This window comes from Bradyrhizobium sp. Ce-3 (assembly GCF_022835695.1).
Taxonomy (GTDB): domain Bacteria; phylum Pseudomonadota; class Alphaproteobacteria; order Rhizobiales; family Xanthobacteraceae; genus Bradyrhizobium.
This window is the reverse complement of the sequence record NZ_BQUV01000001.1, coordinates 593635-616540: the sequence shown is the minus strand read 5'-3', so window position 1 is coordinate 616540 and position 22906 is coordinate 593635. Positions and strand designations below refer to the sequence as shown.

Annotated in this window: 20 protein-coding genes; 14 read left to right on the top strand and 6 right to left on the bottom strand. The window is 63.3% G+C overall.

Features of this window, described 5'->3' with window-relative positions:
* Positions 1–3509: DUF5801 repeats-in-toxin domain-containing protein (locus BRSPCE3_RS02980; protein ID WP_244064172.1), on the top strand; the 3509-nt coding region annotated here is incomplete at its 5' end.
* Positions 3510–3571: 62 nt separating this feature from the next.
* Here BRSPCE3_RS02980 and BRSPCE3_RS02975 read toward each other — a convergent pair.
* The 6 genes from BRSPCE3_RS02975 to BRSPCE3_RS02950 all read right to left on the bottom strand — a co-directional run bounded on the left by BRSPCE3_RS02975 (position 3572) and on the right by BRSPCE3_RS02950 (position 11708).
* Positions 3572–4585 carry a transglutaminase-like cysteine peptidase gene (locus BRSPCE3_RS02975; RefSeq protein WP_244064171.1) on the bottom strand — a complete coding sequence of 338 codons (1014 nt, stop codon included), beginning with the start codon at positions 4583–4585 and terminating at the stop codon, positions 3572–3574.
* 220 nt (positions 4586–4805) lie between these two features.
* Positions 4806–6056, bottom strand: a complete 1251-nt coding sequence (locus BRSPCE3_RS02970) for an HlyD family type I secretion periplasmic adaptor subunit (RefSeq protein WP_244064170.1) — start codon at positions 6054–6056, stop codon at positions 4806–4808.
* 12 nt (positions 6057–6068) lie between these two features.
* Positions 6069–8258, bottom strand: a complete 2190-nt coding sequence (locus BRSPCE3_RS02965; protein WP_244064941.1) for a type I secretion system permease/ATPase — start codon at positions 8256–8258, stop codon at positions 6069–6071.
* A gap of 232 nt (positions 8259–8490) precedes the next feature.
* Positions 8491–10203 carry a TolC family outer membrane protein gene (locus BRSPCE3_RS02960; RefSeq protein WP_244064169.1) on the bottom strand — a complete coding sequence of 571 codons (1713 nt, stop codon included), beginning with the start codon at positions 10201–10203 and terminating at the stop codon, positions 8491–8493.
* A 257-nt stretch (positions 10204–10460) separates the two neighbouring features.
* The gene (locus BRSPCE3_RS02955; protein ID WP_244064168.1) at positions 10461–10916 is read right to left on the bottom strand and encodes a hypothetical protein; all 456 of its coding nucleotides are present in this window, start codon (positions 10914–10916) and stop codon (positions 10461–10463) included.
* A gap of 135 nt (positions 10917–11051) precedes the next feature.
* Positions 11052–11708 carry an NYN domain-containing protein gene (locus BRSPCE3_RS02950; protein WP_244064167.1) on the bottom strand — a complete coding sequence of 219 codons (657 nt, stop codon included), beginning with the start codon at positions 11706–11708 and terminating at the stop codon, positions 11052–11054.
* 773 nt (positions 11709–12481) lie between these two features.
* Here BRSPCE3_RS02950 and BRSPCE3_RS02945 point away from each other — a divergent pair.
* The 13 genes from BRSPCE3_RS02945 (at position 12482) to BRSPCE3_RS02885 (ending at position 22740) form a co-directional block, all read left to right on the top strand.
* Entirely contained in the window at positions 12482–12988 is a 507-nt protein-coding gene (locus tag BRSPCE3_RS02945) for a hypothetical protein (RefSeq protein ID WP_244064166.1), read from the top strand.
* Positions 12989–13330: 342 nt separating this feature from the next.
* Positions 13331–13546: a Flp family type IVb pilin gene (locus BRSPCE3_RS02940; RefSeq protein ID WP_244064165.1), complete on the top strand. Its 216-nt coding sequence runs from the start codon at positions 13331–13333 to the stop codon at positions 13544–13546.
* Positions 13547–13627: 81 nt separating this feature from the next.
* The gene (locus BRSPCE3_RS02935) at positions 13628–13843 is read left to right on the top strand and encodes a hypothetical protein (RefSeq protein WP_244064164.1); all 216 of its coding nucleotides are present in this window, start codon (positions 13628–13630) and stop codon (positions 13841–13843) included.
* A 69-nt stretch (positions 13844–13912) separates the two neighbouring features.
* A complete protein-coding gene (locus BRSPCE3_RS02930; protein ID WP_244064163.1) occupies positions 13913–14419 on the top strand; it encodes a prepilin peptidase in 507 nt (168 codons plus the stop codon).
* Between the two features lies 1 nt (position 14420).
* Entirely contained in the window at positions 14421–15386 is a 966-nt protein-coding gene (gene cpaB, locus BRSPCE3_RS02925) for a Flp pilus assembly protein CpaB (RefSeq protein WP_244064162.1), read from the top strand.
* Entirely contained in the window at positions 15386–16582 is a 1197-nt protein-coding gene (locus BRSPCE3_RS02920) for an AAA family ATPase (RefSeq protein ID WP_244064161.1), read from the top strand. The genes cpaB and BRSPCE3_RS02920 overlap by 1 nt, the downstream gene beginning before the upstream one ends.
* Positions 16579–18021, top strand: coding sequence for a CpaF family protein (locus BRSPCE3_RS02915; RefSeq protein ID WP_244064160.1), 1443 nt, complete (start codon positions 16579–16581; stop codon positions 18019–18021). The genes BRSPCE3_RS02920 and BRSPCE3_RS02915 overlap by 4 nt, the downstream gene beginning before the upstream one ends.
* Positions 18021–18947: a type II secretion system F family protein gene (locus tag BRSPCE3_RS02910; RefSeq protein ID WP_244064159.1), complete on the top strand. Its 927-nt coding sequence runs from the start codon at positions 18021–18023 to the stop codon at positions 18945–18947. The genes BRSPCE3_RS02915 and BRSPCE3_RS02910 overlap by 1 nt, the downstream gene beginning before the upstream one ends.
* A complete protein-coding gene (locus tag BRSPCE3_RS02905; protein ID WP_244064158.1) occupies positions 18944–19852 on the top strand; it encodes a type II secretion system F family protein in 909 nt (302 codons plus the stop codon). Before BRSPCE3_RS02910 ends, BRSPCE3_RS02905 begins: the two co-directional genes overlap by 4 nt.
* A gap of 51 nt (positions 19853–19903) precedes the next feature.
* Complete coding sequence (locus tag BRSPCE3_RS02900; RefSeq protein ID WP_244064157.1) at positions 19904–20509, top strand: isoprenylcysteine carboxylmethyltransferase family protein; 606 nt, start codon at positions 19904–19906, stop codon at positions 20507–20509.
* A gap of 79 nt (positions 20510–20588) precedes the next feature.
* Positions 20589–21071, top strand: a complete 483-nt coding sequence (locus tag BRSPCE3_RS02895) for a TadE/TadG family type IV pilus assembly protein (protein WP_244064156.1) — start codon at positions 20589–20591, stop codon at positions 21069–21071.
* Complete coding sequence (locus BRSPCE3_RS02890; RefSeq protein ID WP_244064155.1) at positions 21056–22306, top strand: pilus assembly protein TadG-related protein; 1251 nt, start codon at positions 21056–21058, stop codon at positions 22304–22306. The genes BRSPCE3_RS02895 and BRSPCE3_RS02890 overlap by 16 nt, the downstream gene beginning before the upstream one ends.
* The gene (locus BRSPCE3_RS02885) at positions 22306–22740 is read left to right on the top strand and encodes a TadE/TadG family type IV pilus assembly protein (protein WP_244064154.1); all 435 of its coding nucleotides are present in this window, start codon (positions 22306–22308) and stop codon (positions 22738–22740) included. Before BRSPCE3_RS02890 ends, BRSPCE3_RS02885 begins: the two co-directional genes overlap by 1 nt.
* The last annotated feature ends 166 nt before the right edge of the window (positions 22741–22906 follow it).

The following is a 22906-nucleotide window of genomic DNA, read 5'->3' as shown; positions in this document are numbered from 1 at the left end:
CCGCGACCAATCTGATCGACAGTGCCTCCGGTCTTGGCGTCGTGCTCGACCAGAGCGGCAACACCATCTCCGGCTATGTGACCGGTCATGAGAACCAGGCCGCATGGCTGGTGTTCACGCTGACGGTCAACACCGCGACCGGTGACGTGACGCTGACGCAGGACCGTGCGGTCCACGAGAATACGGCGTCGAGCCCGGATACCGGCGAAGGCATCAGCCTCACCGGCGGCCTGGTGACATTGACGGCGACCGTCACCGACAAGGACGGCGACAGTGCCGCCCAGAATCTCGATCTCAGCAGCCACGTGACGTTCCATGATGACGGCCCGTCGATTGCGCTGAGCGGACGGGTTGGCTCGCTGAACACCTACGAGGCCTATTTGTCGGCTTCGACCAATGCCGGCATCAACGGCTCGACGCCGGATGCGGTGCCGACCCAGGGCCATACGCTCGACAAGGAGAGCTTCGCCGGCGCATTCACGGTCGTGACCGGCGCCGACAATGCAACGACAGCCTATGCGCTCAGCATCGCAGCCAATGGCACCGCGACCAACCTGATCGACAGCGCCTCCGGCCTCGGTGTGGTGCTCGACCAGAGCGGCAACACCATCTCCGGCTATGTGACCGGTCATGAGAACCAGGCCGCGTGGCTGGTGTTCACACTGACGGTCAATACTGCGACCGGCGATGTGACGTTGACGCAGGACCGCGCGGTGCATGAGAACACCGCCTCCAGCCCGGACACCGGCGAGGGCATCAGCCTGACCGGCGGCCTGGTGACGCTGACGGCAACCGTCACCGACAAGGACGGCGATAGTGCCGCCCAGAACCTCGACCTCAGCAGCCACGTGACGTTCCATGATGATGGTCCGTCGATTGGGCTGAGCGGGAACGTCAACTCGCTGAACACCTATGAGGCTTATCTGTCGGCCTCGACCAATGCCGGCAACAACGGGTCGACACCGGATGCCGTGCCGACGCAAGGCCATGCGCTGGACAAGGAGAGCTTCGCCGGTGCGTTCACGGTTGTGACCGGTGCCGACAACGCAACCACGGCCTATGCGCTGAGCATCGCGGGCAATGGCACCGCGACCAACCTGATCGACAGCGCCTCCGGTCTCGGCGTTGTGCTCGACCAGAGCGGCAGCACCATTTCCGGCTATGTCACCGGGCATGAGAACCAGGCCGCATGGTTGGTGTTCACGCTGACGGTCAACCCCGCGACCGGTGACGTGACGCTGACGCAGGACCGTGCGGTACACGAGAATACGGCGTCGAGCCCGGATACCGGTGAAGGCATCAGCCTCACCGGCGGCCTGGTGACGCTGACGGCAACGGTCACCGATAAGGACGGCGACAGCGCCAGCCAGAACCTCGACCTTAGCACCCACGTCACCTTCCATGACGACGGTCCGAAGGCGCCGACGCTGACGGTGAGTGGAGCGGTGGGCGTGGACGAGACGCCTGGCGTTCAGACGGTCAGTGGCGCAAGCGATGTTCTTGGCTCGACCGCGATCACGTTCAATGGCGCGGCGAATACGGTTGCCGGGCTGTTTGCGACCGTGGCCAACGCCGGCACCGATACCGACGTTTCGTCCGCCGTGCTGGACAATGGTGCGCTCAGCTTTGCCTCCACGGGTGCCAGCAACATCCTGACCCTCACCGGAGGCGGCTACGGCGCGGATGGTCCGGGCAGCACGACCTACGCCCTGAGCGTACTCAATGCCGCGTCCGGCCTGACCCTGACGGACGGCACAGCCATCACACTGTCGCTGGACGGCAGCGGCCGGATCATCGGTACGGTCGGCGCTGACGCCGCCAACCCCAGCCTGACCGGCAAGGTAGCGTTTGCCATTGCCATCGATCCGGCGACCGGTCAGGTCTATGTGGCGGAATACCTGTCGCTCCATCAGCCCGACACCACCAACCCCAACGATTCCATTTCGCTGGTGGCCGGCAAGATCGGGGCGACCGTCACGGTCACGGATGCCGACGGTGACCATGTGTCGGCTTCCGCCGACATCGGCACCCACATCGGCTTCCTCGACGACGGCCCGACGCTCGGCGCCTTCGTCAACGGGACGCTGCCGAACGATATCGGCTCGGTGAACGGCACCTTCGCCGTCAACTTCGGCGCCGATGGCTTCGGTGGGTTCACGCTGACCGGCCCGACCATTTCCGGCATCACCTACTCGACTGTGAATTTGACCGATGCCGGTGGTCATGTGATCGGCTCCGAACTGATCGGATCCGCTGGTGCGACGCAGGTGTTTGATCTGAAGGTGTACGAAGACGGCACCTACACGTTCGACCTGCTGCATCCCGCGGCGTCGACGACGGTCACCGACAGCCTCACGAATTTGTCCAGCGGCCACTCGACATGGAAGGAGCTTGCCGACGGCAGCATCGAGTTCTTCTCGGCGGGTGAAGTCAATACTTCGGTACAAGGCCTCGGCGTTGGAAACAACTTCCTCGACGCCGGCGAAACCTTCAACATGGAGTTCCACGTTCCAGGGACCGGCATTGGCACCAATGACTCGCCGAATACCAACCCGCAGTTTGTGGATTCGGTGAACTTCACTGTCAACTCGGCGAGCCCAGGGGATAGCGTCTTCTGGACTGCCACCGACTCGGTGCATGGTACGACGCAATCCGGAGTCGCATTTGTCGACGCCTCAGGAACGCACCTGCTGATTGATCCGACGATTTCGTTCAATGAGCTCGACATCACGGGAGGGCCCGGCATCAAGATGCGCCTGACGGCGGCAGATATTGGCAAGACGGTTCTGCCGTCTGACCAGAACCTGTCGTTCGGCATCGTGGCCACCGACGGCGATGGCGATCATACGACGTCGTCAACGCTGGGCGTCCACGTCGTCGCCAGCGATTCCAGCGGCAACTTCACGCTGACGGGCGGCGGAACCGCCGATGTCATCGCGACCAGCTCGCACACCGATACCGTTGTCGGTGGCGGCGGCACGGATATCGTCGACTATCGAGACGATACGACGGGCGTCACGGTCAACCTGCAAACCGGTCACGGGTCCGGCGGTACCGCGGCGGGTGATACTTACAGCGGGATCGAGGGCATTCTCGGCGGTAGCGGCAACGATACGCTGACCGGTCTCGCCGCTGGCGGCAACTACCTCGACGGTGGTCCCGGCAACGACACCCTGAACGGCGGTGCCGGCAACGACACCTTCGTCCTGCAGTTGAACGGTGGCGGACACGACACCATCAACAACTTCAACGCGCTGTCCGACCAGATCTTCGTCAACCTCGGCGACAATCTGTCGATCGGCCAGGCGTCCACCGTCGCCGCGGCCAACTTCCATACCGGCGACGAGACCAACGCCGCGACGTGGAATGGCGGTACCGGCAAGGAGTTCGTGTTCAATGCCACGACCCATGAGTTGTGGTATTCGGCCAACGGTACCGGCAGCGACAAGGTCGACCTTGCTCACGTCAGCACCGGCGTGCCGGCCGCGGCGAACGTTCACGTCTACTGATCGGCCCTGAAAAATCTGCAAACCCCGCCGAATTTTTCGGCGGGGTTTGTTTTTGTTCGCAGCTACATCAGCACGGGCAGGAAGCCCGGGAGTGGCTCTGCGGCCTCGAGCGGCTCGACGCCGGTCCATTCAGCCTCTGCCGCATTGGCGGCCGCCGGTGCCGCGTCGAACGCGTCGCCGAGCGGCAACCGCTTGGCGTAGGGCGCCGCGAACAGCTGCACGCCGTGCTCGTTGATGGCAAACATCGGCGTGAAGTTGTCGAGCTCGCCGTCGTCGATCAGTTCGGAGCGGCGGCTGTCCAGGATCAGCCAATGGCCGTCCATCCGTGCCGCCAGCACGGCATGATCCTGGCGGATGGCGCGATCGCGGCCCAGCACCAGGCGCAGATCCTCGCGGGCAAAGCCCGCCTCGCTGAGCGCAATGTATTTCGCGATCGCGTAGTCCTCGCAATCGCCCTTGCCGGTCGCGAAGGTGGCGAGCGGGGCGGTCCAGCGATCGGCCTCGCCGTGCTGGGCGAAGTCGCTGACATAGCGGACCGCCTGGTTGACGCCGCGATTGGCCTCATCCAGCCGCTCGCGTCCGGACTTGGATTTGACCGCATTGATCAGGCGGAGGAATTGCGCGGCATTGGACGGGCAGCCGGTGGCGTTCTCCCGGCATTGCTCGAGCACGGTCCGTTCCTTGGCGAGATCGGCTTCGAGGCCGCGCCATTTGCGCCACAGGCCGTTTTCCGGTGCGCGGAAGGTGAACAGGCCAAACGGCTCGGCACCGACAGGTGGCAGCGGCTTCGCCGCGGGCAATGCATCGGTCGCGGTATTCTGCGGCGTCAGCGAGGCGGTGCGAACGGCGTTCGGACCGCGGCCGCGCTGCCGGTCGAGCTTGGCGAGCACGTCGGTGATGGTGAAGAAGGTGGCGGGCGGGCGGTTCGATGCGGCGTCCGACGCCGGCGCGAGCTCGCCGGTTGGCGTGCCGATGGAGAGTTCGTCCGCGGCAAATGCGGATGACGCTGTGCAAAGACTTATTGAAAATGCGGCCACGGCGATCAGCGCCGACGCGGCCAACTTCACCGACTTCATATGACGTCCCCAATGCCGGGGATCGTCAACGTCTGTGCGTCGATCTGCGTCCCCGCTGTTATCGGGACGCAGACTGGCGCCGTGGCCGCTTAAGCCGGGTTAAGTGGAGGGGGCCGTGACCTGGATTGTCGCGAAGGCGGTCAATCCAGGGTTTGCCGGTTCGTTCGAAATTGAACGACCGCAGGTCATGATCGGTTAACCACGCAAGCCGTGGCCCCGATCAGCGTTCGCGAAGCGCCTCGTCGCGCAGCAGGCGGGCGGGCTTGATGATGTAGTCCAGCACGGACTTCTCGCCGGTCAGGACTTCCACCGTGGTCACCATGCCCGGAATGATCGGCAGCGGATGCTGCTCGGTGCCGAGATGGTTCTTATCGGTGCGTACCATGACCCGGTAGAAAGTCTCCTGACGTTCGGTCTTTTCCGCCTTGTCGTCGACGATGGTGTCGGCGCTGATGCGCTCGACCTTGCCCTTCAGGTGCCCGTAGACCGAGGAATCATAGGCGCTGATCTTCACCACCGCATCCTGATCGGGACGGATGAAGGCGATGTCCTGCGGACGGATCCGCCCCTCCACCAGCAGCGTGTCGTCCAGTGGCACGATGTCCATCAGATTGGCGCCGGGCTGCACCACGGCACCGATCGTGCTGATGTTCAACTTGTTGACGATGCCGTGGACCGGCGCCTTCAGATCGGTGCGGCGCACCCGGTCCTGGGCGGACTTGATGTTCTCGTCGAGCACGGCGAGGTCGGCACGCGATTTGGCGAGGTCTTCATCGGCCTGCGAACGGAATGATGCGGTGATGTTCGCGATCTTCGACTGCGCCTCGGCCAGTTGTCCCTTCATTTCGGTGGCCTGCCGGTCGAGCCGTAGCATCTCGATCTCGGGCACCACCTTCTGATCATACAGTTTGCGTGTCAGGGTCTGCTCCCGTTCCAGCAGCTTCAGCGAGCCGGAGAGGCGGGTGACCTGCTGGTTGAGCACGTCGATGTCCTGCGCGACCTTCTGACCGCGCATCTTGAACACGCTGGTCTCGGTCGCGACGGCGGCGGGCACCATCTTGTCGAGATCGTCCGGGAAACTGAGCTCGCTGCGGCCGCGCGCCTCGGCGTCGAGGCGGGCCACCCGCGCCGTCATCGCGGCGCGGCGCTCGCGGATTTCGCCGAACTCGGAGGCGAACTTGGTGTCCTCGATGCGCATCAGGGACTGTCCCTGCTGAACGATGTCGCCTTCGCGCACCAGGATGTCGCCGACGATGCCGCCTTCGAGCGATTGCACCACCTGCATCTGCCGCGACGGTACCACGCGGCCGGTGCCGCGCTTGACCTCGTCGAGCACCGCGAAATGCGCCCAGACCACAAACGTCGCCAGCAGCGCGCAGGACGTCCACAGCAGCATGCGGGAGGTGCGGGGCGTGCGCAGCAGCGCCGCGGACCGGATGTCGTTTGCAAAGGCAAAATCGGAAGACGCCATAATATTTGCTCGTTATGCAGATTTCGGCTGGATCGTATTTTCGGGCGCCGGAGCCGTCGACGCGGGCTTGCCCTGGAGCAAAGCGAGCACCTTGTCGCGCGGGCCGTCGGCGACCAGGCGGCCATTGTCGAACAGCAGCAGGCGATCGACCATGTTCAGCAACGACAGACGATGGGTCGAGATGATGATGGTCATGCGCTCGTCGCGGAGCCCCTTGAGACGTTCAAGGAATTCCTGCTCGCTGCGAATATCGAAGTGCGCGGTCGGCTCGTCGAGAAACAGCACGCGGGGTTTGCGGATCAGGACCCGCGCGAGCCCGATGGCCTGCTTCTGGCCGCCCGACAGGCTGCGGCCGCCTTCGGAGATCGGCATGTCGTAGCCCATCGGATGGCCGGCAATGAAGCTCTCGACGCCGGAGAGCCGCGCGGCAAGCAGGATCTCCTCGTCGGTCGCCTCCGGCTTGCCGAGGGCGATGTTGTCCCGCAGCTTGCCGTAGAACAGGTCGGTATCCTGCATCGCAAAGCCGATGCCGGCGCGCAGGTCCGAGGGGTCGTATTGGCGCGAGTCCACGCCATCGACCATGATGCGGCCTTCCTTCGGCTCGTAAAATCCGAGCAGCAACCGGCCGACCGTGGTCTTGCCCGATCCGACCCGGCCGATGATGCCGACACGCTCTCCGCCCTCGATCGTGAAGCTGACTTTCTCGAGCGCGTTGCCCGGGGCGTTGGGGTAGGCGAACGACACGTTCTCGAAGGCGACCTTGCCGTCGTCGATCCGCCTTGCGACATAGGATCGGGTCGGCGATCGCTCGCGCTCGATCGACATGATGCGGTCGATCGCCTTGAGCGACGACAATGTCTGCGTTCCCTTGGTGATGACAGAGGCGATGCCGGCGATCGGCGCCAGGATGCGGCCGGCCAGCATGTTTGCCGCGACCAGCGCGCCGACGCTGAGCTTGCCGTCGAGGATCAGGAAGATGCCGACGATGACCAGCAGCAGGCTGGTGACCTGCTGGGCGGTGCTCGCGCTGGTCAGCGACATCGACGACCAGAAGTGAACGTCCTCGCCGGATCGGGCGGTCGCCGCGACCGAACGCTCCCACAAGGTCTGCATGCGCGCCTCGGCGCCGGTCGCGCGGACGGTTTCGAGGCTCGACAGCGATTCGACCAGCACGCCGTGCCGGGCGGCCGATTCGGCCTGCAGGCGCTTCATCGCGCGGTCGAGCGGGCGCTGCAGCAGGAAGCCGATCAGCATGACGAGCGGCAGCATGATCAGCGGGATCCAGGCCAGCGGTCCGGCGATGATGAACAGCACCCCGACAAACAGGATGGCAAACAGCAGGTCGGTCGCCGAGACCACGCTGCCGGACGTGAAGAATTCGCGCACCGAGTCGAAATCGCGGAGCTGGTTGGCGATGATGCCGACCGAGGTCGGCCGCTGAGCCATCTTCACGGCCATCACATGCTCGAAGATGTTGGCGGCGAGCACGACGTCGATGGTCTTGCCGGTCACGTCGATCATGCGGCTGCGGACCATGCGGAAGATGAAATCGAACAGGATTCCGAGCCCCATGCCGATCGAGAGCGCGATCAAGGATGGAATAGCGCCGTTGGGGATGACGCGGTCATAGACGCTCATCGTGAACAGCGGCGTTGCCAGCGCCAGGATATTGGTCAGGAAGGCCGCGATCGCGATGTGCCCGTAGCTGCGCCAGTGCGTCTTCACCACCGACCAGAACCAATGGCTCTTGGGGATGTCTCCGGCGGCGGCGGCGCGCGGGTCGGCTTGCGCTGCGCTTCTCACCAGGAACGCGTAGCCGGTGTAGTCCGTGGCGATCGAGGCAACGTCGGCAATGCGCGGGGCGTTCGGCGTCGCCGGATCAACGATCCTGACCGACTTGTTCGCGGGATCGACACCCAGCAGGATAAGTGCAGAGCCGTCCTTCATGATGAGGACAGCCGGCAAGACCAGCGCGGGAATGTCGGAAATGTCGCGCTTGACGGCTTCGGTCTCCAGGCCCGCGCGTCTGGCCGCGCGATCGTAGAGCGAAACCGACAAGCGGCCGTCCGTGATCGGAAGTCCGCCGAGGAGAGCTTCGCGGCTGACCGCGCGGCCGTGATGCGCGGCGAGATAAGTCAGTGACGTGGTGAGGGGATCGTCGCCCAGAGTGCGCGGCCGACTTGTCGCGGCAGGCTTTGAAATTGCGGCATCCGGCGAAGGGCGGACGGCGTCAGCCGCCGCGCTGGGGGTTCGAAACAACAACTGAAACCTCGACAACCAAAATGGAAATACAGAAATCGCATTCGATGATTTCGGCGAGACTACAACAAACAGCGAACAAAATCAGCGAAACTTGCTTTAAGTATTAATACGGGAATCGAAAGGGCCCCGATTTGGGGCCCTTTCTGAAGTTCTGACCTTTGGTTGCCGGCTGCTATTGAGCCGAGCTCGGGAACGCCGACAGCAGCCAGTGGGGCTTGGTCGATGCGTAGGAGCTCGAATTCGCCGTGACCGACGGGTCGGCGTAAATGACGTTCGGGCCGTCCGCGGCGTTCTTCTGCTGCTGCATCCATTCCGAGGAGCCCGGCACCGACGCCGTCGTGGTGGCGCCGGTGAAGCGGTCGGCAAAGCCGGCATCCTTGGGCTGGGCTGCCGCATTGGCGTCCTTATAGCCCCTGGCGGGGCGGACCGAAGCGACGGGGGCGGGCACGGCGACGTGCAGCGGCTCGGACCCGGTCTGCGGGAGATTCACGCGCAGGGTGGGGAACGAGTAGCGGGGCAGGCCGATCGACAGCATATCGGTCGGCGCGGCGTCGACCGGCGGCGGAGCCTTCAGATACTCGATCAAGGTCCCCATCGCGGCCAGCAGCTGATAGTCGGCGAACACGACGACACTGCGGGCGGAGGTGAGCGAGACCGACGCGTTGAAGAACTGGTTCTGCGCGTTCAGCAGGTCGATCAGCGAGCGCTGGCCGAGCTCGTATTCCTTCTGGAAGGCCGCGATGGTCTTGCGGTCCGCTTCAAGCTGGCGCGACAGCGCCGCGATACGCGTCGCCGTAATCGTACGGGCATTCCATGCCTTGTCGATCGATTCATAGGCGTCGCGCTGCAGGCGCGCGTGGCGCATGGTGGCTTCGGTGTAGCGCTCGGCCTTTTCCGACCGGTTCCAGGCATCCTGGCCGCCGCGGAAGATGTCCCACGACATCACCACCTTGCCGCTGTAGTCCTCATGCGTCACGGCGGGGTTTCCGGGAGCCGTCACGTAGGGGAACGAGTTGTCGTAGTGGGTCGCGCGTCCCTCGAGATAGAACTTCGGGCCGAACGTGCCGTCGGTCGCCTTGAACGCATGCTTGGCGGCATCGGCGTCGGACTGCGCCGCTGCGATCGTCGAATTGAAGCGCAGCGTGGTGGCCAGCGCTTCGTCGCGGCTGTGCGGCAGACCGGCGAGGGGGCTGGGGAAGCGAACGTTGATCGGCTCGAGGCCGACGACCTTGCGGTACTTCGCCCTCGCATCATCGAGGCTGCGCTGGAATTCGGCGAGTGCCGCACGCGCGCTCTCGACGCGCTCGCGCGCCTGCTCAAGGTCGCCTTCGCCGGCGCGGCCGCCCGAGAAGCGCGAGTTCACGTTGGCGAAGATCTTCTCGTGATTGGCGACGTTCTGCTGGGCGAGGCTGACCAGCCGGATGTAGCGCACGACGTCCATGTAGCCTTCGGCGGCGTCGAGGGCCAGCAGCTCGGTCCGCTCCTTGACGCGGGAGGCGGCCGCATTGACGCGCGCGGTCTGGCGCCAGACGTCGTAGATCGACGAGAAGCCGTCCCAGAGCAGCTGGCGCACCACCACCGATTCCTGGCTGCCGTTGCGCCACGGTCCCGATCCGACGGTGGGGGACTGCAGGGTATTGATGACTCCAGGCGGCTGATCGAATTTCTCCGGCCCGTAGCTGGCGTCGACACGCACCTGCGGCAGCAACGTGCTCTGCGTCTGTCTCAGCTCGCTTTCGGTCGCGCGCCGGTTCGCGGAAGCCTCGCCCACGCCCGGGTTGGTCAGCATGGCCTGACGCAAGGCATCGTTGATGGAATAGACCTCGGCACGCGCTGACGTTGCCGCCAGGCAGAGGCACGCGACTACCGTGTATGCCGATCTCATAATTTCCGCCCCTACTCGCAAAAAAATTACCTAAGAATCCATCAAGGCTAACAAAGGACGGTTCCGCGACCTATGACATTTCAGCCACACAGCAGCCCTAAGTGAGGCGGAGCCATCAGCTGCAGGTCGTCGGGAATATCTATATTTCTATTAAAATTCAATGATTTGGGTGTCGTTGGGTGAGCTCGTCGGCTGATGCTGGACGGCAACACCGGCGTTTGGAACAGTTAAGTTTGCCTTAATGCGGAGGCCAATGCCTACTGCTCGCGGCAGGTCGCAAGGTAGGTTGCAACGAAGGGTGCCGCCTTCGGGTCGGGCGAAGGACCTTCCAGCCGGCTGGTCATCTTGTAGAGCGCCTTGCTGCCAAAATAGAACCGGAAGATCTCGGCGGTGGACTCGTCCACGCGGGTCGCGAAGATCGATGCCGCGGTCCGGTGGGCGGCCGCGAAGACGTAGGTCGTCAGCTTGGCTCCCTTGCCTTCCGCCGCGACCGACGTTCCCCAGGTGACCGTGAAGGTTTCGCCATCGATCACCACGGCAGGCCGGACCGTCTCCAGATCGTCCTCGATCCACTGCACGTCGTTGCCTTTGCCGGAGGCGCCGGGCTCGACCCGCTTGCCCCGCGGTGTGTCACAGGTGAACCTGGAAGGCGCAGCCATCGCCGCGCTCGTCGTTGCCAGCAGCAACACCAGGCAGCCGATCGACCGCCACATTGGTTCTCCCCTCCCGCAGTTGCGCCGGGATCATACTGAAGTCTCGCACCGGGCCGCGCAACTCGGTGATGTACGGACGTCGCGCTGCGCTCGGGTTTGCGGGCGAGCCTGGCGGGCAATGTCGGGCAAGCGTCGTCACTCCGGCGCAATCGGATGCGGCGGACGCTCGATCAATGACCTGAGGCCCTCGATCTCGACGAAGACATCGGCGTGCCTGCGAAGCTCATCGGCGATCATCGGGGGTTTCGTCCGAATACTGGAAACGACGGTGACGCGGACGCCCATCCGCCTGACGGCTTCGACGACGGCGCGCAGGTCGCCATCGCCGGAGAACACGAACGCGTGGTCGATGCGGTGCGCGATCTCCAGCGCGTCGACCGCGAGCTCGATACCGATGCTGCGCTTCATCCGCCGCCGACCGTCGCCGTCGTCGTGCTGCCTGGCCGTTTTTCTCCTGACCGCATATCCGTTGTAGTCGAGCCAATCCACCAGCGGCCGGAGGCTGCTGAACTCGTCGTCGTCTCTCACGACCGTGTAGAAATATGCACGGACGATCTGCCCATGCTTGCCGAACTCCGTGAGCAGTCGCCGGAAATCGACCTCGAAGCCGAGGTTCTTGACCGTGGTATGCAGATTCGCGCCATCGATGAAGAGTGCAATACGATCGGTCATCTGAAGCCCCGTGACGCCCGGATCAGTCGCTGTACGCTTTGGTTCTGAAAATTCCAGTTCTTGAAATTCCGGTTCTTGAAATTCCGGTTCTTGAAACTCAACGAGCGCACGCGCGCCCAACTTGAAATGTCTGATCCTAGAGCATCCACTCGGCGAGGATGAAGCGAAAATTTTCGCCACCGCGGGTGCATGGTGATCGTGCGCCTGTTGATAAAGTGGCGATCCGGGCGATGCGGCCGGCCCGCGCATGGAAACGAAACGGTGGTCATTTGCCGCGAATTCTGCCGTTTGCGCTCATGATGCACACCGGGGCGTTCAGCGCTGAAGACATCCTCGCTGTGGCGCATCGATCTGCATCGGCCGTGAGCGCATAACGCCAGTCCTGATATCCACAAACAGAACAAACGAATGCTGGCTCGTTACGCGAGCACCGCATCGACGCCAGGCAATGATGCAGCGCAGCGGTGCCGTTGGCGTGCGCCGGAGGTGACTATTGCGTCGTCAACAAAACTACATCTAAAATCAATCGAGGATAGCGGCGCCATTTCGTGCCGATGCGATATTTCGAGATACCACTTTTTTGCAGATGCAGGTTTCGCCGCAGCGAATTGCGCCGTTGGGGAGAACACGGGTCTCGTCCTCCGATTGCCGGACGGTTGGTGGTGCCGGCGGCCCTGGATGCGCGGTCGCGCGTTCCTGGCGCCGCCGCAACAAGTCTCTCCTTCGCTGATCCACGAACCGGTCGCGATCGACTATTGCTCGATGTTGTGATGTCAGTATCAGCGGGATGCGAGTGGTCTCGCGATGGTGGGCCTGTCGTGACTGACGCAGCAATCGGGCGCCCCACCGGGGATCGCGCCACGGAGATCCGGCGAAAGCGCACGAGAGCCCTGGTGGCTCTCTCGCTCTGTATCCTGCTGCCGTGTTGCGGGGCTCCTCGCCAGACCGTCGAGACGGAGACCGCACCGGCAACGGCGGCGACACCGGAGCCGGCGATCACGGAGACGACACCGGCGCCGGCAACCGTCGACCTGAGCGGCGCGCTCGCGGCATGCCGTAACGCGTTTCCGGATCAGATCGCGCAGGCGGTGGCGCGGGCGTCATGCGTGATCAAGGCCACCGAGCCGCTACGGCCGCTGTTGCCGTTTCCTGAGCTGCTCGATCGCGAGAACGCGCTGCGCAAGGCGCTGGCGGAGCAGGTCCAGGCGAGAACGATGTCCCTGCTGGAGCGAAACGTCCAGGTTCAGAAGCTGCATTCGCAGCTGCTCGATGAAGAGCGCAGCAGGCTGGCGGCCGCGCCGGCGGACGCGAGCACGCAGCCGCTGGCGGCGACGCAGTGGCGACAGTCCAACGGGGAAGGGTGCGGCCGGCTCGGAGGGGATTCCGGGACCTGCTACTGAGACGGTCGATCCGGCGAAGGGCAGTCCGCCGCAGCTCCTCCGGTCCGGGATTGCGACATCATCGCGCACCTGCAGCGGCCACCGTATTTGCACGGGCGGGGCCGCACCGAACACATCGTGAAACGCCGAAACACCTATAATTCAAGAGGTTTCGCGCGCCGGGCCGCGCAGCGGCACGCCGCAAGAACGGCGCCGGCCATTACGACAGTAGGGTTAACAAGGGATTACCAAGTGACAGGTTTCTTGCAGCAGATTATAAGCAAAGTCAGTTGGTGGATTTTACCCCCCAACCGGTTGCGTAAATTCATTGTCAAAACATTCGTTCAAAAGGGATATTTTCCTATGCTGAAGCTCTACATCCAGACCACTGAAGCCTTCAAGCGTCTTGCCTCGGACAAGGACGGCGTTGTGTCGTTCGAGTACGTGATCGTCGCCGCTTGCATCGTTGCCGCCGTGTCCGCCGCGTTCGGTACCGCCAATGCCAACGGCATCGGCAAGGTCCTGACCACCTCGATCGGCACGATCAGCGCTGCGGTCACCACCGCGGTCAGCGCTTAAGCGCCGGGAGTTGAATGCTGTTGGCAGATTTTTCTGCCGACAGCCGTCAGCCCGATGTGCGAGCCTGAGGAGGCTTCTCCCATGTTGCAGTCCTATATTAAGATCACCGAAGGGTTGAGGCGTCTGCGCGCGGACAAGGACGGCGTCGTGTCGTTCGAGTACGTGATCGTTGCCGCTTGTATCGTTGCTGCGGTGTCCGCCGCGTTCGGTACCGGTGCTGCTGGCGGTATCGGCAAGGCTCTGACCGACTCGATCAGTACGATCAGCGCTGCGGTCACCGTCGCGGTCAGCGCGTAAGTCCAGAGAACGGCGCTCCGGAGGGGGGCACTATTTTGTGCCCCCCGCCTTCTCCGAGGCACATATTTTATGAATTGGATTGCGTCCACGACCTCGTGTCTGGAAATCGCATTGTTGTTGTATGTCGCAACGATCGATATCGCGACACGGTTGATCCGAAACGAAATCTGTCTGGCGCTGGCGCTCCTCGGGATCGTCGGTCAATTGGCCAGTCCGATGCAGGTCGGCCAGTCGCTGATCGTTGCCGCAATTCTGTTTCTGGTGCTGTTCGTGATCTACCAGCGCGGAATGATCGGCGGCGGCGATGTCAAGTTGCTGGTTGCCGTGGCGATCGGTCTCCCATTGAGCGGCGTGATCGAATTGCTGACCGTCACCGCGCTGGCTGGTGGCGTCCTGGCCGCGGTGCATCTGATGATGCGCCGTCTGCCGCAGCCGAAGCTGGCACCCGCCGGATCTTCGCTGGTGCGTCGGGTCTACGCGGTCGAACGCTGGCGTCATTTGCGACATGCGCCGCTGCCTTACGGGGTGGCCATCGCATGCGGCGGTATCTGGACTATTTTGAGCAAAGGATTTTGACATGTCCTCCGCATTGCGCGTCTCGATCATCATGGTGCTGTTGCTTGCGGCGACGGCGCTCGGGCTCATTGCCTACAATGTGAACCTGCCGAAGCCGACGGTCGCGGAAGTCGTGGAGAAGCGGTCGGTTGCGGCTGCTCCGGCTGCGACAGTCGGCTACTTCGTCACGACACGAGCGCTCTCGAAGGGAACGCTGGCGCGCGACGAGGATTTCACCGTGCGCCAGGCGGCGCCGGATCGTGTCCCCGCGGGGGCGATCCTCGAAACGCCCGACAGCAAGGCCGGACTTCCCGGTTCTCTGGTTCGCAAGTTCGTCGACGCCGGCAGCGCCATCACCCTGGACGACATCCTGCGTCCGAGGGATCGCGGCTTCCTCGCCAGCGTGCTGGCGCCGGACAGCCGCGCCATCAGCCTCAAGGTCGACGAGGAGACCGGCGTCTCGGGTCTGATCAGGCCGGGTGACAATGTCGACGTGGTGCTGACCCAGGTGTTCGAGAAGGCGGATCCGGTGCGGCGGGCGGTCAGCGAAACCGTGCTGTCCAATGTGCGCGTCATTGCGATCGACCAGGAGATTGCGCAAGGCGGGCGTCCTCTCACCAATGCCGTCCCGGGCAAGACGGCGCAAACCGTCTCGCTGGAGCTCAAGCCGGAGCAGGTCAAGAAGGTCGCCGTCGCCAAGCAGCTCGGAACGCTCTCGCTCGTGATCCGCGCGGCGGCCGAGCAATGGGACAAGGCCGACACCGGTGCGACCTCCAGCTGCGACGTGTCGCCGGAGCTGGCACGCCAAAGCGCAGTTGCCGGCCAGACCACGACGGTGGCGATCTACAGCGGCATCGGAGTGAAGCAGTACTCGGTGAGGAAGCAGGACGTGGACGACGACGCGCGCATGGCCTGCGAGAGCGCGGCCGACGTTGCCCGTCAGACAGCTGCCGCGGGTGATGCTGTCAAGGGTTCGGAGAAACCGTGATGAGCATGGCAGTGGTTGAACCAGTGGAAGAAACGACGTCCGTCGTCACGCGTAACCGTATCGTCTGCTTCGTCAACGACGAGCTGAGCGCAGCGGCGCTGCGCAAGGGGCTCGATGGCAGCAATCTGGTGATCCGGCGGGGCACCATCCGTCATGCCACGCGCATGCTCGAGACCGATACCGACCTGACCGCGCTGGTGACCGACATCAGCGGGATCGACGATCCCTTCACGGAGCTGGAGCGCCTTGCAAGCGTTTGCCCGCCCGATGTGCGGGTGTGCCTGATCGGCGACAACCGGGAGATCACCTTCTATCGCGAGCTGATGGAGATCGGCCTTACCGAATACCTTCCGACGCCGATCACCCGTGACATGGTGCTGGACCAGCTTCGCCCGAAGCTGGTCGGCGATGTCGCTCCCGCCCAGAACGATCGCGGCGGGCATGTGGTCTCGATCTGCGGCGCGCAGGGCGGCGCCGGCGCGACGAGCGTCGCGATCAACCTTGCGCTGCAACTGGCCGAGACCACCAAGGCCAAGGTCGCGCTGCTCGACCTGCATCTGCAGGGCGGCGAGACCGCGGTGATGCTCGGCGTTCGCCCCGGACCGGGCCTGCGCATCGCGCTTGAAAATCCGATGCGGGCCGACACGCTGTTCCTCGAGCGCGCGGCGATCGAGGTGAACGACCGGGTCTGCCTGATCTCCGGCGACGAGGATCTCGATGCCAAGCTCGATATCACCGAGGCCGGCGTGCGGCACGTGCTGGGCCTACTCCGCCAGCGCTTCAACTACGTCGTCGTCGACGTGCCGGTGCCGTTCCCGGCATCGATCTATCCGGTCATCCAGATGTCCCGTCACGTGCTGGTCCTGCTGGAAGCCGAGGTGACCGGCCTGCGCAATGCCCATGCGCTGCGCAACGCCGTCACCAACATCGCCGGCAAGGATCGGGTCTTTACCCTGCTCAACCGCGCCGATCGCGCCGGCGGCCTGCCCAGGGCGACGATCGTCAAGGCGCTGGGCGCAGAGCCGGACATGGTGATCCCCGATCTCGGCAAGGGAATGACCCAGGCGGTCAACCTCGGCGTTCCCGCGCTCAAGCATGTATCGGCACTGCGGCGTCACCTTGCTCCGATCGTTCGGGAAATCACCGGCGTCGGTGCCAAGAGGAAGGCCGGCTGGAAGAGGTGGCTCGGGCTATGAAAAAGTTCGGCAGGCGCGCAGACGAGATGCCAGTGCGGATGCCCGGCGCGGTGCTGGTCGCGCCGGCGTCGGCACCAAATGTGCAGCCGGTCCCGCCGGCCTTGCCGCCGGAGGAATCGAGCGCGTCGCCGTCGGCGTCCAGCTTGTTCGTATCGGCGCCGAAGCATGAGGAGCGTTCGCACCACCCGGTGATGCCGGCGTCGCTGCGCGAACGGGTCATCGAGCAGATCGAACCGGCGGTGGCGACGACCGTGCCTCGCGAAGTGCTGCGGCGGCAGATCGAGGAGATCATCCACGGCATCGCCAACCAGGAGCGGCTGGAATTGTCCGGCCGCGAGCAGCTCTTCCTGGCGGAGGAAATCGCCGACGACATGACCGGTTACGGGCCGCTGCGCCCGCTGCTGCTGGACGAGACGATCAACGACATCATGATCAACGGCCCGAGCAACGTCTATGTCGAGCGCAACGGCAAGCTCGAGCGGGTCGCGGTGCGATTCCGCGACAACGACCATATCGCCTCCGTCGCCCAGAAGATCGCCTCGCAGGTCGGCCGGCGGGTGGATGAATCCAGCCCGATGGCGGACTGCCGTCTGCCGGACGGCAGCCGCGTCAACATCATCCTGCCGCCGCTGGCGATCCACAGTCCCTGCATCTCGATCCGAAAATTCCCGAACCGGCGCCTGAACATCGCCGGGATGATTCAAAACGGCTCGATGACCGCCGCGCTCGGCCAGTTGCTGGAGATCGCCTCCCGCTGCCGGCTCAACGTGCTGGTCTCCGGCGGCACAGGTTCCGGCAAGACGACGCTGCTGAACGCCCTGAGCCAGTTCATCGACCACAGCGAGCGCATCGTCACGATCGAGGACGCGGCGGAGCTCCAGCTTCAGCAGCCGCACGTGATCAGCCTGGAGACGCGTCCGCCCAGCCTCGAGGGCACCGGGCAGGTGACGCAGCGCGATCTGCTGTGGAACGCGCTTCGTATGCGCCCGGACCGCATCGTGGTGGGCGAGGTGCGCGGCGCCGAGGCGTTCGACATGCTGCAGGCGATGAACACCGGCCACGACGGGTCGATCTCGACGGTGCACGCCAACAGCGCGCGCGATGCGCTGACCCGCGTGGAGAACATGGTGCAGATGGGCCAGGTCAACCTGCCGTCGCGCGCGATCCGCGCCCAGATCGTCGCTGCGCTGGATCTCATCGTCCAGGTCGAGCGCATGCGCGACGGCCAGCGCCGCATCGTGCAGGTCAGCGAGGTGATCGGGCTCGAGGGCGAGGTGATCACCACCAACGACATTGCGCTGTTCGAGTTCAAGGAAGAGGACGTCCACGGGCGGATCTCTGGCAGCTACCGATCCACCAACGCGGTCCCGAAGTTCAAGAGCCGCCTGGTCTATTACGGGCTCGATCGGGCCTGGGCAGAGGCGATGAGGCAGATCTGATGTCGACGCCCCTGATCATCGTCCTGGTGCTTCTGCTGTGCGCGACGGTCAATACGTTGTGGCTCGACGCGCGGCAACGGCGAATGGATCGCCAGCTTGAGATCGCTCTGCCGACGGTTGAAGCAGCCGCCCTGGTCTCGATCCGTCGCGCGGCCAAGACGTCGCGCTGGCGTACGCTCCAACGCTTCGCCAATTACCACCCTGAGATGGTGTACGCCGTACGCCCGGTCTTCGTGGTGCTTGCTGGGGCCATGGCGGCGGCGGGCGTCCTCTACCTCAATGAGGTGCTGAAATTTCCCGGGCTGTATGCCGGCATTGCCGCTGCGGTCGTAGCCGTCATGGTCGTGCGCGGTCTGTTCGGGTGGCAGCAACGGAAATTCGCGACCCAATTGTTCCAGCAGCTGCCTGACGCGGTCCAGTTGGTGACGAGTACGGTCCGGTCGGGATTGCCTGTCCACGAGGCATTTCGCACCATCGCCCGCGAGATGCCGCAACCGACATCCGGACAGTTCGCCATGGTCTGCAGCGAACTGAATCTCGGCAGGTCGCCCGAGGAAGCCGTCGAGGCGATCTATCAGCGAACCCTCGTGCCGGAATATGCGATGTTTGCGGTCACGCTTGCGGTGCAGTTGAAGACCGGCGGCAGTCTGGCGGAAACGCTGCAGACGCTGGGCGAGACGGTGAGCCAGCGGGTCGCGCTGGCGGCCCGCGGGAAGGCACTGGCCGGAGAGGTGATCTTTTCATCGCGCGCGCTCACGTTTGCGCCGGTGGTCGTCGGCGGGCTGCTCTACTGGATCAATCCACAGTCGATCGACCTGCTGCTGACCGATCCGCAAGGAAACGTGTTGCTCGCCTATGCGGCGTGCTCGGTCCTGCTGGGGCATTTCGTGATCCGCTGGATGGTCAGAAGGGAAACCACGCTATGACAGCCGGGCTCGGTCTTGCCACCCTTGCCGTCGCACTTGCGGCCGCGACCTTCCTGCTGATCATCCGCGAGATGCACCTTCGCGCCCTGAACACGCGTGTCTCGAATGCCGTACTGGGCATTCCCGATCGGTCGCACTCGTCCAGGGACCTGATCGGCTGGCTTTCATCGGTAGGTACGCGCTACCGGCGCTTCTACGCCCAGGAGAATGTCGATCAATTGCGGATCGTTCTGCAATCGGCGGGTTTCAACCACTATCGCACGCTGCCGATCTGGATCGGCTTCAAGACGGTCAGCAACTTTGCATGCCCGATCGCGGCGTTCATCGTCGCGCAAGTCCTCGGATCATCGTTCTCGGACGTGATGATCTTCACGTTGCTCGGCCTGGCAGTCGGCATCATGGCCCCGCGCCTGATCCTGCTGATCCTGAAGCGGCGCTTCGATGCGGCGATCCGGCTTGGCACGCCCGACACCATCGACCTGCTCGTGGTGTGCAGCGAAGCGGGCATGGGGCTGGAGAGTGCGCTCGAACGCGTGGCGGACGAGATGCGGGAGGCCAATCCGGCCATCAATCATGTGCTGCGAGGTCTGCTCGATGATCTGCGGATCCTGCCCAACCGCGTGGATGCATTCGAGAAGCTCGCCCTCACGTCGGAAGGCCTCCGTCGCTTCGGCACCATGGTCAGTCAGAGCCTGCAATATGGCACGCCGCTGAGCCAGGCGCTGCGCAGCATCGCCGTCGACCTGCGTCGCGAGCGCATCACCAAGCTCGAAGAGCGGGCGCACAAACTGGGTGCCAAGCTCACCGTCCCCATGGTGCTGTTCCTGCTTCCTGCGATGTTCGTCATTCTCGGCGGCAGCCCGTTCCTCCATCTCATCCGTACGTTCTCCAGCATCGGTAAGTAAGCCATGAGTGCAAGTGCAATGACTGTTCAAACGAGCCTGGCTTACGATCGGATGACCCGATTCCTGGGCAGCGCCTGGTTCCTCCTTTTGGGGCTCACCGTGACCCACAAGCTGGGGTCATCGGGTGGCGAGCCTTGGCCGTCGCTGGTCGCGAGCTTTTGTACCGCGGTGTTCTACCTGACGTTGGCGCTCTTGATCCTGATCCGGGCGCCGGCAAAGGCGCAGGCCGAAGGCCTGCTGCCGAGAATTGCGGCGTTCGTCGGCACCTACTGGCCGTGGACGATCACGTTCTTCGACAGGACCGAAGGCGCACTGCCGAACCTTCTGTCAACGATCTGCGTGCTCGCCGGCTTGATCATGATCCTCGTCACCATCCGGCATCTCGGTCGGTCGTTCAGCCTGGTGCCGCAGGCGCGCTCGGTGGTGCAAACCGGTCCGTACCGATGGATCAAGCATCCGCTCTATCTGTCGGAAGAGATCGTGTTCCTTGGCGTCGTGCTGCAGCATCTGAGCTGGATGACGGTGGCGCTGCTGATCCTGCACATAGGCATCCAGGTTTGGCGAATTCATTACGAGGAGGACGTGCTTCGGCGCACGCTTCCCGAATACTCCAGCTACGAAGCCTCGCGCTGGAGATTGATTCCTTACGTCTGGTGAGCGTCCATGAATGGCCCGGATAGCTAAGAACATGTGTGTCGCGCCGCAACGATCTAGTACTGGAACGGAGTTACGCACTTTGCGTGACCTCCTGGCTGACAGGCGTGGCGTTGCGGCACTTGAGTTCGTCTTGATCGCCGGATTTCTGTTCTTCGCTCTGTTGATTCCGATAGGTGACGTGGCGGTCGGCGCACTCCGCTTTATGCAGGTCAAACAGGGGATGCGCGACCTTGGTGCATTCGTCCAGTACAATCCGCCACCAGACCTGACGAACGCGGCTACTTGGCCGGCTCTTCCTTCGACGGTAGGGACGTTCACCGTAAAGATCGGGACTGCTTTCCCGACGGTCGAAAACCAGATCAACGTTACGGTGTCATGCGGGACGCCGCCGACAGTGGGGGCGGCGGCCGGCGCGGCATGCACCACCGCCAATATGTCGGATCCCTCGACGCCGAAGTACGTCTGGATGGGAGCGGTCGTCAAGCTGAAGCCATTCGTCATCAAATCCTTGACTGGCGGGAACATCGGTTACGCGGAGCGGCTCCAATGGCCTCCTCAATGATGAAGCACCTATGGAATGATCGCCGCGGCGCAACGGCATGGTTCATGACGGTCGCCATGGTGCCATTGCTCGGCATGGTCAGCTTGGGCACCGAGGTTGGTTCCTGGTACTCGATTCGTAGACAAGCTCAGAATGCCGCTGATACTGCCGCCATCGCAGGCGCAACGGCGCTGGTCGTCAACGACACAGCTGGAGCCGTTACCGCTGGTCAAGCTTTCGCTACCTCAAATGGCTTTGCGAACGGTGGCGGCTGTGGCTCGTCGGCAAAAAGCGGTCAGAATGTCTGCATTACTTCTTCGGGTGCCGGCACCGGTGCTACGGTTACTGCGGTTGTCACGCAGTATCAGACCCCAATCCTTGCCCAATGGTTTGTACCATCAGGTGCCGTCAAGATTCAGGCCACAGCAACTGCCCAGATTCAACAGAAGCCGGGGTACTGTATCCTCGGCCTCAATTCGTTGGACATGAGTGGCAACTTCAACTTTTCCGGCGGGTGCGGTCTTGCGTCGAACGGGACGTTCGCCCCACCCCCGCCAGGGCAGAATCCATTCCAGGGCAGCCCTAGTCAATGGAGCCTTAGTGTTCAGGGTGATTGCACCGGCAACGCCAACAAGTGCGATCTCAGTGGAAAGGTCAAGTGGTACGGCTACGACACAGGGGCGGCGATTGCCCTCCCACCAGCGCTCGATCATCTTATGAATGGTGGTGTTGTGCCAACCGAGCCTGCCTCGCTCCCTGCAGTGACAGGGACGCCGAGTCCATCTTCGTCATGGCAGGGCGCGTATACTGTGCCATCTGCGGGAGTGACATTGGCTCCCGGTCTGTACATGTTCAAGCAGTTGACGGTGAATGGCCCGCTGAATGGCACGGGGGTCAACATCATTATCGGGTCTGGAGGGTTCTCCGGAGGCGGTGCCATCACTATGACGGCGGGCACCGGGGGCACCTTGAGCGATATGAATGGCGTGCTGATTTTTGATATGGAGGGCAAAACCGCGTCGAAAACCCCTGACATCAAATTCACCGGCCAGTACACATCGAATTTCAACGGCGCAGTCTATTTTCCCTATGCACATCTGACGTTCAGAGGCGGCGCCGGTCTCACTGGCTGCATGGTGGTGGTGGCAAAAGTCTTGGACTTTGGCGGCAATTCATCAATGGACATGTCCGGATGCAGCAACACCATTCTCAACAACGTCGTCGCGCAAGCCCGCGTCGTGATGCTGACGAACTGATGACCATGTTCCAGCTCATTCACGATCGCAAAGGTGCAATGGCGTTGGAGTTCACGCTCGTCCTGTTTACGATTCTTCTGTTCATATTCGGCATCTTTGATTTGTCGCGCTACGCGCTGGTTTGGTACTCAGTGAGTAACCTTGCCGACGAGGCGATACGATCGCAGACCATTTGCTATTCTCCGCTGATCGCCAAGCAGGGGCAAACTGTAGCGTGTCCGTCTGATCCGTTTTCCTCCGATCAGAAGAAGTCTGTCGCTCCAGCCTTGTTCTGGGGCAGCCTGAATGCGCCGACGATTACAACTGTCCCAACTGATACCACCGTGTCCCAGCCACGTGTCATCACAGTATCGGTGACGGGATTCAAACCAGTGATGTCGTCGCTTTTTTCCTATCCGGGTACTCTGACGGTAACGGTCAATCTGCCGTACTGACCGCGTTTGGTCGAGTAATGCTGCACCCGCACGGGCGCAGAAAAGTGGTGCGTGCTTGTGGGGAATCTGCGCTTATCGTGGCGGGGCGTCAGCCAAGCTTCAACATGCCGATGCCGATATGGGCACGACGTTCAAGGCGCCGGGCGCGTCCACCAGTATTCCATAC